Consider the following 12,974-nt stretch of genomic DNA (forward strand, 5'->3'; position numbering starts at 1 on the left):
CCACAAGCCCGGTGGGGAAGCAAAAAAGCTTATGGGTCGAGGGCTTGCCACCAATGCTCGAGACGCTGACGTAACGCACTGGGTGGGCGAAGATTGGGAATGATCCACTCCGCGATGCGCCGGCGCTCCTCGGGGTGGATTTGTTGCGCAATGACTTCTTTGGCCGTCTCTGGATCCCAGCCGCGGGCGAGCAATCGCTGCATCTGCAGCCAAGCTGGGCAATCCAGCAAAAGCACGCCGTCGAGGAGGGGAGCGTAGTGACTTTCCACCAGCAAGGGCAGCACCCAAAGGATGATTGCTTCAGGGGATTCTCCCGCAATCGCCGCAGTCTCCGCCAAAAAACGCTGGCGGATTTGCGGGTGCAGGAGTGCCTCTAGCCATTGTTTTGCTGCCCGGTCATGAAAAATCCGGGCCCGGAGCCGGGCGCGATTCAGGCTGCGATCGGCCTCCAGGTACTCGGGACCGAGCTGTGCAGCAATCTGCCGCAGATTGGCGTGACCGGGCTGGACCAGTTCGCGCGCAAACTGGTCGGCGTCCAGGATCCGCGCGCCCTGTTCGGCGAGGATCTCCGCGGCAAGGCTCTTGCCACTGGCAATGCCCCCAGTCAGACCGATACAGCGGCTCATCCAGGCGCGGCCAAGTGCAGGAATTGCACTATCACGACCTGCGGCCAGAGCAGCATGATGGCCGCACCGAGGGCGAGATAGGGACCGAAGGGGATGGCGTAATCTCGGCCCTTACCGCCGGCGAGAAAGAGGATTGCGACCAGTCCCCCGCTCAGGGCGGCGAGAAACAACGCGAGAAACATATCCTGCCAGCCCAGCCAGGCGCCAATCATGCCGAGGAGTTTGAAATCCCCATGCCCCATCCCCTCGCGTCCGCTCAGACGCAGGTAGATCTCCGCCAGGCCGCGCAACAGCCCATAGCCGAGGAGCAATCCCAGCACGGCATCAAGAGGCTGCGCCAAGGCGAAGGCGGGTGTCAGCCAGGCGCTGGCATTGAGCAATAGCCCGAGGAGCATCCCTGGTTTGGTGATGCGATCGGGTAACAGATAGGTTTCGAGGTCAATCAGGGTGAGGGCGAGCAATGCCCACAATAAGAGGAGCGCAGGGAGTAGCTGTCCGTGCCAGCCGAGTACCCAGGCGGCAAGCAGCGCCAGCAGGGCAGCGAGGAGTTCCACCAGCGGATAGCGCCAGGAAATGGCGCCCCGGCAGTAGCGACAGCGACCACGCAGGAACAGCCAGCTGAGAAGGGGAATGTTGTCCCAGGGGCGTAGGGGGTGCCCGCACTGCGGGCAGCGGGACCCCGGAAATGCGATGGATTCTCGGCGCGGCAGGCGGTGGATGACCACATTCAAAAAACTGCCAACCAAGAGGCCGACAATCGCTAGCAGGACCCACGCCAAGGGTTCAAGTGTTGGGGGCATGATCAACACTGCTATCACCGCGCTGCAAGCGCAGGATCAAAGAATGTGTACTGATTCCCAAGCTCTGCGCGCAGGATTCGAAGCGGTTCTGTTGCGCGGCAAGCTGGTTGCGCAAGAAGAGCTGTTCGGCAGCGCGGAGGCGTTGCGCGAGCTGCGTACTCGGCAATGGCTTGCCCTGTATGGGCGTGGCCTGCTGCGTCGGATTCAGATCCTTTAGGGTGAGTTCGGGACCGGTGTGGAGGGCAAAGGCGCGCTCCAGGAGGTTTTCCAGTTCGCGCACATTGCCGGGGAAATCTTGCTGTGCCAGCCATTGCAGAGCAGCCCCGCTGATTTGTGCAGGCGGTTTGTTCTGACGCTGGGCAATCTTTTGTAACAGGGCGTCCACCAGCAGCGGAATGTCCGCGCGGCGTTGTCGCAGTGGCGGGATCAGCAGGGGTACGACGTGGATACGGTAGTAGAGATCAGCGCGAAAGGCACCGCTCTGGATCAATTCCTGCAAGTTGCGATGGGTGGCGGTAATCAAGCGAATGTCGATGGAAATTTCTTCCTTGGCCCCAATGGGACGAATTTTCCGCTCCTGCAATACGCGCAATAATTTGACCTGCATGGCCATGGGTATGTCGCCAATTTCATCCAGAAACAGCGTGCCACCATCCGCCGCCAGAAAAAGCCCGTCGCGTCGCTGCGTCGCCCCGGTAAATGCGCCTTTCTCGCTGCCGAAAAGCTCACTTTCCAGCAGGCTCTCGGGAATGGCGGCACAATTGACGGGAATGAAGGGCTTTTCCCGGCGCGGACCGGCTTCGTGGATGGCGCGGGCGGTCAGCTCCTTGCCTGTTCCCGATTCCCCGGAGAGAAAAACCGGTGCGTTGCTGCGTGCCAAGAGTCGGATCTGTTGCCGCAGCGCTTGCATATTGGCGCTCTCGCCGACCAGGCGGGCAATGCCATCACTCCCTTTCTCCGGTTCCAGCGTGGCCAGCGCTTGTGCCTGTTCCACCATGCGGCGCAGGCGCTGGAGCTCGATGGGTTTGGTCATGAAGTCGAAGGCGCCGGCCTGCATGGCCTCCACTGCACCTTCGGTGGAGGAGTAGGCGGTAAGGACGGCGACGGGAAGTTGGGGAATGCGTTGGTGGATGTGACGGACAAGCTCGAGGCCGCTGCCGTCCGGAAGGCGCAGATCGGTCAGGCACAGGCTGAAGGACTGTCGCTCCAGCGCCTCACGTGCGGCACGCAGGCTGTCTACACAGACTACCGCGAATCCCATCTCGGATAGGGTAATGTCGAGTAGTTCAGCGATGACCCGTTCATCATCGAGGACCAGTGCCCGCGCCGGTGCCGTCATACCGGGGTACCCAGGCGCCAGGTGGGAAGCGTGAACAGGAATTCCGCTCCACCCTGCCGATGATTTCTTGCCTCAATATCGGCGCCATTGGCACGCAGGAGTTCGCGTACCAGCGGCAAACCCAGTCCGGTGCCAAGGGATTCGGTGGTAAAGAAAGGTTCAAAGATTCGTTCGAGATCTTCTTCTGCAATGCCAGGACCATGATCGCGAACGCGGATTTCGAGGGCATCGCGTTCGGGCGACAATATTACCGAAATGTCTACCTGTACAACCTGATCGTCTTTGCGTCCGTATCGGGTCGCATTCAGTACCAGGTTGGTAAAAATTTGTCGTAACTGCTCCGGATCACAGCTCGCCAGCGGAAGATGATTGGAAACGTCGAGAGAGCTGTGCAGATCCTGCATCGACGGATCTTCCCGCAGTTGATGCAAAAGCGCCGGTAACCAAGCGGCGAGCGCGATGGGTTCAGGATGGGCCGCGCGCGGCCGGGCCATCTCCAGAACCGAATCGACAATCCGATTCAGGCGCTGGGATTCGCGATCGACAATGGTCAGGAGGCGTTTCTCACTTTCATTCAGGGAGCGCTCTCCTAACAGCTGCGCGGCGTGGCGTATCGCGCTGAGCGGATTGCGAATCTCATGGGCAATGTTGGCCGCCAGACGTCCGAGTGCGGCCATCTGCACCTCGCGCTGGCGCGCCCGCAATACCGTTGCATCACGCAAGCTCAGTAGATTGTAGGGCGTATTGGGAAGCGCAACCTGGTGTACCAGAAAACTCCGTTTTTTTCCGCTGCGGTCGGCTGCAGATAAATGTACTTCCTTTTCCTGCTTGGGGTCCTGAGCATGAAGAACGTCCGCGAGTTCCGGGCGCAGCAGGTCGAGCGGTGTTGGTAGCTCGTCATCATTGCGTAGATCGATCATTGCCCGGCCGTTAGGATTGCTGAATAGCACCCGGTGCTGACGATCCAGGACCAATAACCCGGTATCCGATTGCTGGATGATCTCCTGGTTCAGGGCATTCAGATCAATGATTTGCTGCTCACGCGCGGCGCTCCAACGAGCAGCACGCTCGCGATTTCGCACTAGATTGTCGGCCAGAAAGGCGACGGTAAGCAGGGCAACGAGATAGATGAGAGTGCGGCTGGATATCCAGGTGATGTCTTGCAAGCCACTAATCAGTAACGTCAGCACGATCAAGAGCCAGACCAGTGCCAGAGCGGTTCGACCACTGAGCTGATAGGCATTGCCAATGAGCAGGAGAAATGGCAGGACGGCGAGGGTACCGGATATTCCACCGGTGAGGGAAAAGAGCGTGAGCACCAGGGCGATATCGACAGCGCTGACCACGAATTTTGTCGTTTCGCGCCAGATGCCCGGCCAAAGCTGCAGGGTAAATACGATTCCCAGACTCCAGATCAGAGCGATGGCACTGCTATCGCGCACTGCCGGGAGTAAGGCGGAGGATTTCAGAACCAGGGCATTGCTGGAAAGGTTGCTCAGCGCCAGCAGTATGGCACTCACCAAGAGTCGCGAAATCGCCACGGTCCATGCTTCGCGCGGAAGTCCCCGTGGCCGGTCGGACAGCGTGATGCTGTCAGCGATTGGTAACGCGGAGGACTTCTTCAAGACTGGTGACACCCTCTCGCACGCGGAGTAGGCCAGATTGGCGCATACTCAGAATGCCTTCCGCCTCTGCTTGCCGAGCGAGCTCCAACGCCGTACCGCCGCGCAGGATGACCTCGCGCATGGCCTCACTGATTGGCATGACCTGGTACAGACCCATGCGGCCACGATAGCCCCCATTACATTGATCGCAGCCTACTGGACCCATGGGGTTCCAGCCCTGGAGTTCTTCACTGCGGAAGCCCGCCTCGAGCAGCGCTGCTTCCGGTACTTTTTCGGGCTTTTTGCAGGCAACGCACAATTTCCGCACCAAACGTTGCGCCATCACCAAGTGCACACTGCCAGCAATGTTGTAGGTGGGTATGCCCATGTTTTCGAGGCGGGTAAGGCTCTGCGGGGCATCGTTGGTGTGCAGGGTGGCCAGCACCAGATGTCCGGTTTGCGCGGCCTTCACCGCGGTTTCTGCGGTTTCCAGGTCGCGGACCTCACCGACCATGATGATGTCCGGGTCCTGGCGCAGAAAGGAGCGTAGAGCCGAAGCGAAATTCAGCCCAATGCGCTCGTTGATATTTACTTGATTGATGCCATAGACCGGGATCTCCACGGGGTCTTCCGCCGTGCTGATGTTGACATCACCGGTATTGAGAATATTCAGCGCGGTGTAGAGCGTCGTGGTCTTGCCGGAGCCGGTGGGGCCAGTCACCAGGATCATTCCGTACGGACGATGAATGGCATCGTCAAAGGCACGTAGCTGCTCGGGCAAGAACCCCAGGGCCTCGATGGGCACCTTGGAGCTGGCAGGATCGAGGAGACGCAAAACAATGGTTTCGCCAAAGTTGGTGGGCAAGAAGGAGACACGGAAGTCAATGATTCTTGCCGGTGGGAAACGCACCCGCAGACGCCCATCCTGGGGCAGACGTCGCTCAGAAATGTCCAGGCGGCATAGAATTTTCAATCGCGAAGTGATCCCGTCGCGCAATCCCGCCGGGGGGTGCAGCATGTCTTGCAGGACACCATCGAGACGATAGCGGACACGGATGTCGCGTTCGTAAGGTTCGATATGAATGTCCGACACGCCTTTTTGGATGGCGTCAAGCAGGAGCTGCTGGACGAAGCGCACCACTGGGGCATCTTCCCCTTGTGCCTCGCCGCCGAGATCGAATTCGTCCTGGTCGTCCCGATCGTCGGGAGAAGTAAAAAACTCCTCAAGCTGGTTTTGAAAACCGCCGGCGTATTCGGCGACGGCCTTGCTGAGCTTGTCCGCCTCGACCAAGATGGGATTGATTTGCAGCCCACCGGCATTGAAGCGGATATCTTCCGTGGCCTTGACGTCTGTTGGGTCCGCCATGGCCAGATAGAGCGCGTCACGATGCAGCGATATCGGGAGCACCTGGTGGCGCTCCAGAAGCGCACGATCAATCCGGCGAATGACGGTTTCGTCGAGCTGAATGGCATCCAGATCCAGAAAAGGCATTTTGTAGCGTTCGGCAAGGTATTGCGCAAGATCCCGCGCGGAAAATGCCTTTTTCTCGACGAGAAAAGCCAGCAGCGGCCGCTTTCCTCTTGCCGGATCGCTGAGTAGGCTCCGTAAGGTGTTCTCTTCCACAAGACCGGACCCAACGATACCGCGTAGCAGAGGAGTCAGGGTTGCGAGTTCGGATGTGACAGCCATGTGCGCAATTTTTCCTCAACAACACCGGAATCCGGCGACTGGCCGGTCCAGATACGAAAGCTCTCGGCCCCCTGTTCAACAAGCATTCCCAAGCCATCCACACAACGCAAGCCGTAGGCCTGCGCCCGGCGCAGCAAGGGGGTTTGCAAAGGTTTATAGACGATATCACAAACAATGCCCGACGGCGGTAGTTGCTCGAGGGCAATTTCCGGATGATCCTCGCCCTGCAGGCCGCGGCTGCTGGTGTTGACCACCAGTTGCAGCTCGGCAAGCAATGGCGTGATGGCTGCGGCGCTGAGGTCTATGGGGCGGATGGGCAGCCGAGAGAACTCCAGCGCCAGGTCCTCGGCTCGTTGGCGCGAGCGATTGGCAAGATAGATGGGCGCGGCTCCTGCTGCAGCGAGGGCATGGAGAATAGCGCGCGCTGCCCCGCCAGCACCGATAATCAGACTCGGCCCGGCGAGGGCTCGCGCATGGCGCCGCAGGGCACGGACAAAGCCCGTCATGTCGGTATTGTCCCCAAGGGTTTTTCCCTCCTCGAAGACCAGGGTGTTGACCGCACCAATGGCCGCTGCCTGGGGAGAAAGCTCATCGACCAGTGCCAGTACCGCTTCCTTGTGTGGGATGGTGACGTTCAGGCCCCGCAGACCCAGCGCCTGCAAGCTGCGGATCGCCTCCGGTAGATGCTCTGGTCGTAGCGGAAATGGCGCATAGACGAAGTCGACCTCGGTCTGTTCGGCAAAGCGCTGTTGCATCCACGGGGACAGACTATGCTGCAGCGGATGGCCGATGATGCCACAAAGCATGGCGTCGCCACTCGGTCTCAGCATGATGCTTCGCCCCAAGTGAGAAGCCGTGACCAGTTGTCTCCCGGAACCAGGCTTCCGAGCACGACGGCGCGCTGTTGGCCGGTGACATTCTGCAGATCGAGGGCGCGGCCGAGGAGGCACTGTCCGCCCAGCCAAGCGAAGGCCATGGCCTCCATCGCTTCGCTGGGGATGGCGGTAACCTGCTCACCGATCTCGATAGAGCGTTCGGGGAGGGCGGCCTGGAGGCGTGCCAGCAGGAATGGATTGTGGGCACCGCCACCAAAGACCAGCATGCGCGCCGCCGCTGGCAGCCAGCGTTGGACGGAAAGCGCGATGCTTTCCGCCGTCAGGGCGGTGAGGGTGGCGAGAAAGTCGGCCTCCGAGTGCTGCCAGGTGGACCATTGCTGCGCTACCCAGCGCGCATCGAAGAGTTCCCGTCCCGTGCTTTTCGGCGGCGGGCGTTGAAAATAGTCCATCCCCATCCAGGTATGCAGCGCATCCGCCTGAATCCGTCCCTGCGCCGCCCAGGCGCCGTCGTGGTCATAGCGTCTAGCGCCTTGGCTCAGGAGTTGGCTTGCAGCATCGATGAGGACGTTGCCTGGACCGCTATCGAAGGCCTGTGCGCTCCTCCCGTCATCGCGTGCAGGTAGCCAGGTGATATTGGCCATGCCGCCGAGGTTGAGGACCAGGAGGGGAGAGCGATCGCGCAGCAGGGCCGCATGAAAGGGAGGGACCAATGGCGCACCTTGCCCGCCAGCGGCGAGATCGGCGCGGCGGAAATCATAGGCGACACTACGCCCGGTACTCTGAACAACGTCGTAGGGCGAGCCTATCTGCCAGGTATATCCGGGCAGCGCATCGGGTTGATGGGCTACGGTTTGACCGTGCAGCGCGACGAGATCGAATTCCCCGCCGGCGGCGAGAATCTGGTGGGCGAATTGTCCATGCAGCTGACCGATCTCCCGGTCCAGTGCGAGCAGGGCTGGGGTGGAGAGGGATTCCTGCAGACGAAAAATCCGGTCCTGCAGTTCCGCTGGGTACGGCCAGTGCCAGTGGCCAGCCAGCTTTCCCGCAGAGTCGGGGGAGAACTGCAGCAGGGCGGCGTCGATCCCATCAGCACTGGTGCCCGACATCATCCCCAGAATGTGCAAGGTTCTCCCCGCTTTTACTTCTCAGTCGTGCTCGTGCCCGTGCGGGCCATGCACGTGGCCGTGTTCCAGTTCCTCCGCACTCGCTGCGCGCACATCGCGCACCGTGACATCAAAATGAAGCCCCATTCCGGCGAGGGGATGATTCAGGTCCACCGTGATGTCATTGCCTTCCATTTCGATGATCGTGGCAATGCGCACGCCCTCGTCGGTATCGACCTCGAACTGTGCCCCGACCTCCAGATCTTCTGGATCATCGAAGTCTTCTTTGCCCACCACGTCGACCAAATCTTCGTCCCATTCCCCATACCCATCCTCCGGTCCCACGTCCGCCTGGACGCGGTCACCCGCCTGATGGCCATTGAGGGCGCGTTCCAGTCCAGGGACGATATCGCCGTGGCCATGCAGATAGACCAAGGGCTCATCGCCTTCGGAGCTGTCGAGGATTTCGCCATCCTCGTCGGTCAGGGTGTAATCCAGGGTTACAACACAGTCCTTGGCAATTTTCATGGCGATGCTCTTCCTTCCAGGGGAAATCCTCGCGAGCAGTGTAGCCGTTGCGGAGGGGTCAAGCAAAAGTCCCTAGCTGGCCGGAAGATGCTCGTCGAGAATGGCGCGAAAGTCGGCGATCCAGTCGGCATTGTCGTTGAGGCAAGGGATATAGTGCATTTGCTTGCCGCCAGCGTGCAGGAAGCTTTCCTTGCCGCCTATGGCGATTTCCTCCAGGGTCTCCAGGCAATCGGTGACGAAGCCGGGACAGAGGCAATCCACGCGCTCCACCCCCTTACGCCCAAGTTCCTCCAAGGTGACCACGGTGTAGGGCTCGAGCCAGCGCGCCGGACCAAAGCGGCTTTGAAAGGTTTGCACCCAATCCTTGTCTTGCAAAGCAAGGGCCTGCACCAGAAGTTGCGTGGTGCGCTCGCATTCCTCTCGATACGGGTCGCCAAGCGCGACGTTGCGTGCCGGCAGTCCATGGAAGGACAAGAGCAGTTGATCGGGACGACCTTCCTTCTGCCAATGCGCCTGTACCGAGCGTGCCAAGGCGGCAATGTAACGCGGGTGGGTGTGCCAATCGCGCAGAAAGGTCAGTTCAGGCAGATTGCGCCAGGTCCGCAGCTCGGCACTGACGGCATCAAAGATGGATGCCGTGGTGGTCGCCGAATACTGTGGGTAGAGGGGAACCACGAGAATCTTCTCGCAGCCCGCCGCGTGCAGAGCGCGCAGTTCCTTCGCCAGGGCTGGCTGACCGTAGCGCATGGCGAGACTGACGCGCACCTTGCCGGGTTGCTCTTGATCATAGCGTTGCTGCAAACCTGCGGCGAGGCCCTGGCTGTAGACCAGCAGCGGCGAACCCTGGTCCATCCAGATGCTGCGATAGGCGCGCGCCGAACGCGCCGGTCGGCTCAGTAGAATGGGGCCATTGAGGATGGGCCACCAGATCAGGCGAGGAATTTCCACCACCCGCGGATCACTGAGAAATTCGCGCAGGTAGCGGCGCACTGCCGGCGTGCTGGGCGCTTCGGGGGTGCCCAGATTGACGAGCAAGATACCAATCATGCAGGTTCCTCCAACTGTAAGCAGACCGGCGCGTGGTCCGAGGGTCGCTCGTTGGCACGCGCGGCGCGGTCGATGTGGATCGTCTGAATCTGGGGAAGAAGGGCCTCGCTGCCCAATAACAGATCGATGCGTAAGCCGATATCACGACGGAAGCTCGCGGCGCGATAATCCCACCAGGTCCAGGCACGTTGTTCCGGGTGTTGCTGCCGGAAGAGATCGGTCAGACCGAGATCCAGGAGCCTCTGCAGGGCGGCGCGCTCGGCCGGCGAGCAGAGGATATCCTCTCCCCAGGCCGCTGGGTCATGCACATCGAGGTCACTCGGGGCGATATTGAAATCGCCGAGGAGGAGCAAGCGCGGCCAGCGCTGCAGTTCGTCGCGCAGAAATTGCTCCAATCGCTGTAGCCATGCCAATTTATAGACATACTTTTCACTGTCCAGCGCCTGCCCGTTGGGGACATAGACATCGACAATGCGTAAGTCTCCCACGCTCGCCGCGCAGAGACGGGCCTGGCCATCGCCCCCATCGGGCCAGTCAGCCTGGCTGGCGTGCAGAGGCAGGCGGCTGAGAATGGCGACACCATTGTAGGTGGACTGTCCGTGCATCAGGCTCTGGTAACCGATGTCCTGCAGGGCTGCCACCGGAAAGCGCGCATCGGGGAGTTTGGTTTCCTGGAGACAAAGCACATCGACCTGCTCCGTCTGCAACCAGTCCAGCACTTGCGGCAGACGGACCTTGAGCGAATTCACATTCCAGCTGGCAACTTTCACGACTTGGCTCTCACTGGGGGATGGTCTCGGCAACGCTGTGACGATCGCGCAATGACTGAGTCCAGCGATGGAGATCGGCGTAGGGAAGAAGCAGTTCGGGGGCGCGCAGGTCGACATACCCGACGGCGGCAATGGTCGCAATCTGGCCCAGATCGAGAGGGCGCTGCGGTTGAGGTGACCAGTGCTGGCACTGCTCCTGCAGGTAGGCTAGGCCCCTCTGCACCTTGCCCCGCTGCTTCAAGATCAGTGTCGGATCCTGACAATCCTTGCTGTGACGATGCTCCTGTACCCATGCGATGCTGGCATCCATGATGCCATCCGCCAGGGCCTCCAGGCGCAGGCAACGAATCCGTTCCTCCGGCGCCGCAGGCAGCAGCGCTGGCTCGGGATGGAAAAGTTCGAGATATTGCAGGATCACCCGCGAGTCGTAGAGCGCCTCACCATTATTGCGTACGAGCACGGGGATTTTGCCGAGGGGATTCTGCTCCTTTCCGGCATGTTCTGGGTCGCGCAGGTCGACGTTTTCGATACTGCAGCTGAGGTTCTTCTCGAGTAGCGCCATGCGGACCTTGCGGGCATAGGGACTCGTTGGGGTACTGAATAAACGCATGGCGGTCATCCTCGCAGGCAATGTAGTGGGTCTATCATGACCAATGCCCGCGCCCAAGCCAAGCGCATCGGCTTGCCGCTCTTCCCTCTCGCTGCCGAATGCCGCACCATCCGCGACATGAACTACCGACACCAATTTCACGCCGGGAACGCGGCGGATTGCATGAAACATCTCGCCTTGGTGCTGGCCCTGGAGCAGTTGCTGCAGAAAGACCGCGCGCTCTACTACGTCGACACCCATGCCGGCGCCGGGCGCTACGATCTGGGCCAGACGGCTGAGGCGGAAATGGGCATCAAACGACTGTGGCCGCAGCGGCGAGCGTTGCTGGAGCTGCGCCCGTGGCTGGATTTGCTGTTGGCGGAAAATTCTGGCAAGGAACTGCACAGCTATTTGGGTTCCCCCCTCCTGGCGGCGCGCTTGCTGCGTCCGCAGGACATGATCTTTCTGCTCGAAAAGGTGCCAGGGATTGCGCAGGAACTGCGCCAGTCTCTCGCTGCACGCCCGCAGAGCAGCGTCCTGGTCGAGGATGGCTATCAATTTTTGCAGCGCAAGGCGCCGCCCGCGCCGGGGCGAGGGTTGGTACTGGTCGACCCGCCCTTCGAGGCAGTTGGGGAGTGGGAACAACTGGCGGATTCCCTGCTCGCAGCACAACAAAACTGGCCGCAAGCCAGTTTCCTCGTATGGTACCCGGTCAAGATCCGCGGTAAGATTTCGCGGCTCGGACAGCGACTGCAGGCCCAGACGGCGGTGCAGACCGTAGAGCTGCTGTGGGAGGAGGAGTCGGGCCCAGAGCGCTTGATCGGTTCTGGTTTGGCACTGATTCGCCCTCTCTGGGGTTTCTCCGAACGGTTCCTCGCCGCCTTGGGCCGCATGGCGCCACAACTTGCGCCGGCGGGGGGATGGTCGCTGCAGATGCGCGACCTGGCCCAGCGCGGGAGCCGTCCGCAAAACGATCAGCAAAGACTGGGAAATCGACGCAAATGAATGCATTGCCGGCAGTAGATCAGATTCGTGAACTGCACTTTTACGGTGGACCGAAGGCCGAGTTACAACTGATGCTGGCGCAGCGGCCAGATAATCGTCTCTCCATTCAGGTGCTGTATCAGCTCGCCCTGCGTCATGGTGTGATCAGCCCCAGCGGCGCGCGTGAGACGTTGGCCCAGCTCCCGCAGGAGGCCGCCGCAGCAGACGCCCGCGCCCTGCTCCAGCGCGTGCTGGACCAGGGAGAATTCCTCGCGGTACGAGTGCAGCGTTAATGCGTCTGTACAGCTGGAACGTCAATGGGTGGCGTGCCGCCCTGCGCAAGGGGCTGCGCGACTGGGTGGCGACGGCGCAACCCGACCTGCTCTGCATACAGGAAAGCAAGGCCGATCCCGACAAGCTTGCTGAGGCGGAACGCGAGTTACCGGGATACCACGGCGACTGGGCAGCCGCGGAGCGGGCCGGATACAGTGGTGTGGCAACTTTTTCCCGCTCTCCACTGCCCTTGCGGCAATCCGGCCTCGGCGATCCCCGCTACGACCGGGAGGGGCGCGTCCTGGTCCACGATTGTGGCGGCTTCGATCTTTACAATATCTATTTTCCGAATGGGAAGAAGGATGCGGAACGGCTTGCCTATAAGCTCGATTTCTATCGTGATTTTCTTGCGCAGATCGAGACCCGAGTAGCTGCGGGACGTCCAGTGATCTTTTGTGGTGATGTGAACACCGCGCACCACCCCATCGATCTCGCCCGTCCCGCAGAAAATGCCAAGATTTCCGGTTTTCTGCCAGAAGAGCGTGCCTGGCTCGATCGCTGGGAAGCGGCGGGCTGGGTCGATAGCTTTCGTTACCTGCACCCGCAGGAGCAATGTTTTTCCTGGTGGAGTCAGCGCACGGCGGCACGCGAGCGCAATGTCGGTTGGCGCCTCGATTATTTCTGGGTACATCGTAGCCTTTTGCCCCGCATCCGCGGCGCTGGGATTGCCACGGATGTTCTGGGTTCGGATCACTGCCCGGTATGGCTGGACATCGATTAGGAGG

At 60.8% G+C, this 12,974-nt stretch carries 14 protein-coding genes; 3 read left to right on the forward strand and 11 right to left on the reverse strand.

Annotated elements, in window-relative coordinates:
* Window positions 1-29: 29 nt before the first annotated feature.
* From coaE to M5D89_RS03535, 11 genes are all read right to left on the reverse strand, one after another.
* A complete protein-coding gene (gene coaE, locus M5D89_RS03485; RefSeq protein WP_248884434.1) occupies window positions 30-626 on the reverse strand; it encodes a dephospho-CoA kinase in 597 nt (198 codons plus the stop codon).
* The gene (locus M5D89_RS03490; RefSeq protein WP_248884435.1) at window positions 623-1,426 is read right to left on the reverse strand and encodes a prepilin peptidase; all 804 of its coding nucleotides are present in this window, start codon (window positions 1,424-1,426) and stop codon (window positions 623-625) included. The genes coaE and M5D89_RS03490 overlap by 4 nt, the downstream gene beginning before the upstream one ends.
* A complete protein-coding gene (locus M5D89_RS03495) occupies window positions 1,410-2,765 on the reverse strand; it encodes a sigma-54-dependent transcriptional regulator (protein ID WP_248884437.1) in 1,356 nt (451 codons plus the stop codon). The genes M5D89_RS03490 and M5D89_RS03495 overlap by 17 nt, the downstream gene beginning before the upstream one ends.
* On the reverse strand, window positions 2,762-4,390 hold the full coding sequence (locus M5D89_RS03500) for a sensor histidine kinase (protein WP_248884438.1): 1,629 nt from the start codon (window positions 4,388-4,390) through the stop codon (window positions 2,762-2,764). Before M5D89_RS03500 ends, M5D89_RS03495 begins: the two co-directional genes overlap by 4 nt.
* Window positions 4,359-6,059 carry a type IV-A pilus assembly ATPase PilB gene (gene pilB / locus M5D89_RS03505; protein WP_248884439.1) on the reverse strand — a complete coding sequence of 567 codons (1,701 nt, stop codon included), beginning with the start codon at window positions 6,057-6,059 and terminating at the stop codon, window positions 4,359-4,361. The genes M5D89_RS03500 and pilB overlap by 32 nt, the downstream gene beginning before the upstream one ends.
* Window positions 6,029-6,889 (reverse strand): shikimate dehydrogenase, encoded by an 861-nt coding sequence (aroE, locus tag M5D89_RS03510; RefSeq protein ID WP_248884441.1) that lies wholly within the window; start codon window positions 6,887-6,889, stop codon window positions 6,029-6,031. Before aroE ends, pilB begins: the two co-directional genes overlap by 31 nt.
* Window positions 6,883-8,019, reverse strand: coding sequence for an anhydro-N-acetylmuramic acid kinase (locus M5D89_RS03515; protein WP_248884442.1), 1,137 nt, complete (start codon window positions 8,017-8,019; stop codon window positions 6,883-6,885). Before M5D89_RS03515 ends, aroE begins: the two co-directional genes overlap by 7 nt.
* A gap of 21 nt (window positions 8,020-8,040) precedes the next feature.
* Complete coding sequence (locus M5D89_RS03520) at window positions 8,041-8,526, reverse strand: FKBP-type peptidyl-prolyl cis-trans isomerase (RefSeq protein WP_248884444.1); 486 nt, start codon at window positions 8,524-8,526, stop codon at window positions 8,041-8,043.
* Window positions 8,527-8,598: 72 nt separating this feature from the next.
* Window positions 8,599-9,573 carry a ferrochelatase gene (gene hemH, locus M5D89_RS03525; RefSeq protein WP_248884446.1) on the reverse strand — a complete coding sequence of 325 codons (975 nt, stop codon included), beginning with the start codon at window positions 9,571-9,573 and terminating at the stop codon, window positions 8,599-8,601.
* Window positions 9,570-10,343, reverse strand: coding sequence for an exodeoxyribonuclease III (gene xth, locus M5D89_RS03530; protein WP_248884448.1), 774 nt, complete (start codon window positions 10,341-10,343; stop codon window positions 9,570-9,572). Before xth ends, hemH begins: the two co-directional genes overlap by 4 nt.
* Window positions 10,344-10,353: 10 nt before the next feature.
* Entirely contained in the window at window positions 10,354-10,953 is a 600-nt protein-coding gene (locus tag M5D89_RS03535; RefSeq protein ID WP_248884449.1) for a glutathione S-transferase N-terminal domain-containing protein, read from the reverse strand.
* A 36-nt stretch (window positions 10,954-10,989) separates the two neighbouring features.
* On the opposite strand from M5D89_RS03535, the gene rlmJ reads away from it, so the two are divergent.
* The 3 genes from rlmJ to M5D89_RS03550 are packed head-to-tail and all read left to right on the forward strand — an operon-like array spanning window position 10,990 to window position 12,970.
* Complete coding sequence (gene rlmJ, locus M5D89_RS03540; protein WP_248884451.1) at window positions 10,990-11,937, forward strand: 23S rRNA (adenine(2030)-N(6))-methyltransferase RlmJ; 948 nt, start codon at window positions 10,990-10,992, stop codon at window positions 11,935-11,937.
* Window positions 11,934-12,209: a DUF2322 family protein gene (locus M5D89_RS03545; RefSeq protein WP_248884453.1), complete on the forward strand. Its 276-nt coding sequence runs from the start codon at window positions 11,934-11,936 to the stop codon at window positions 12,207-12,209. Before rlmJ ends, M5D89_RS03545 begins: the two co-directional genes overlap by 4 nt.
* Window positions 12,209-12,970: an exodeoxyribonuclease III gene (locus tag M5D89_RS03550; RefSeq protein WP_248884454.1), complete on the forward strand. Its 762-nt coding sequence runs from the start codon at window positions 12,209-12,211 to the stop codon at window positions 12,968-12,970. The genes M5D89_RS03545 and M5D89_RS03550 overlap by 1 nt, the downstream gene beginning before the upstream one ends.
* Window positions 12,971-12,974 lie beyond the last annotated feature (4 nt).

This window comes from Acidithiobacillus acidisediminis, assembly GCF_023277115.1.
Taxonomy (GTDB): domain Bacteria; phylum Pseudomonadota; class Gammaproteobacteria; order Acidithiobacillales; family Acidithiobacillaceae; genus Igneacidithiobacillus; species Igneacidithiobacillus acidisediminis.

Coding starts and splice junctions, on each gene's coding strand:
- coaE (WP_248884434.1), bottom strand. CDS start 626: ATGAGCCGCTGTATCGGTCTGACTGGGGGCATTGCCAGTGGCAAGAGC.
- M5D89_RS03490 (WP_248884435.1), bottom strand. CDS start 1,426: ATGCCCCCAACACTTGAACCCTTGGCGTGGGTCCTGCTAGCGATTGTC.
- M5D89_RS03495 (WP_248884437.1), bottom strand. CDS start 2,765: ATGACGGCACCGGCGCGGGCACTGGTCCTCGATGATGAACGGGTCATC.
- pilB (WP_248884439.1), bottom strand. CDS start 6,059: ATGGCTGTCACATCCGAACTCGCAACCCTGACTCCTCTGCTACGCGGT.
- aroE (WP_248884441.1), bottom strand. CDS start 6,889: ATGCTGAGACCGAGTGGCGACGCCATGCTTTGTGGCATCATCGGCCAT.
- M5D89_RS03520 (WP_248884444.1), bottom strand. CDS start 8,526: ATGAAAATTGCCAAGGACTGTGTTGTAACCCTGGATTACACCCTGACC.
- hemH (WP_248884446.1), bottom strand. CDS start 9,573: ATGATTGGTATCTTGCTCGTCAATCTGGGCACCCCCGAAGCGCCCAGC.
- M5D89_RS03535 (WP_248884449.1), bottom strand. CDS start 10,953: ATGCGTTTATTCAGTACCCCAACGAGTCCCTATGCCCGCAAGGTCCGC.
- rlmJ (WP_248884451.1), top strand. CDS start 10,990: ATGACCAATGCCCGCGCCCAAGCCAAGCGCATCGGCTTGCCGCTCTTC.
- M5D89_RS03545 (WP_248884453.1), top strand. CDS start 11,934: ATGAATGCATTGCCGGCAGTAGATCAGATTCGTGAACTGCACTTTTAC.
- M5D89_RS03550 (WP_248884454.1), top strand. CDS start 12,209: ATGCGTCTGTACAGCTGGAACGTCAATGGGTGGCGTGCCGCCCTGCGC.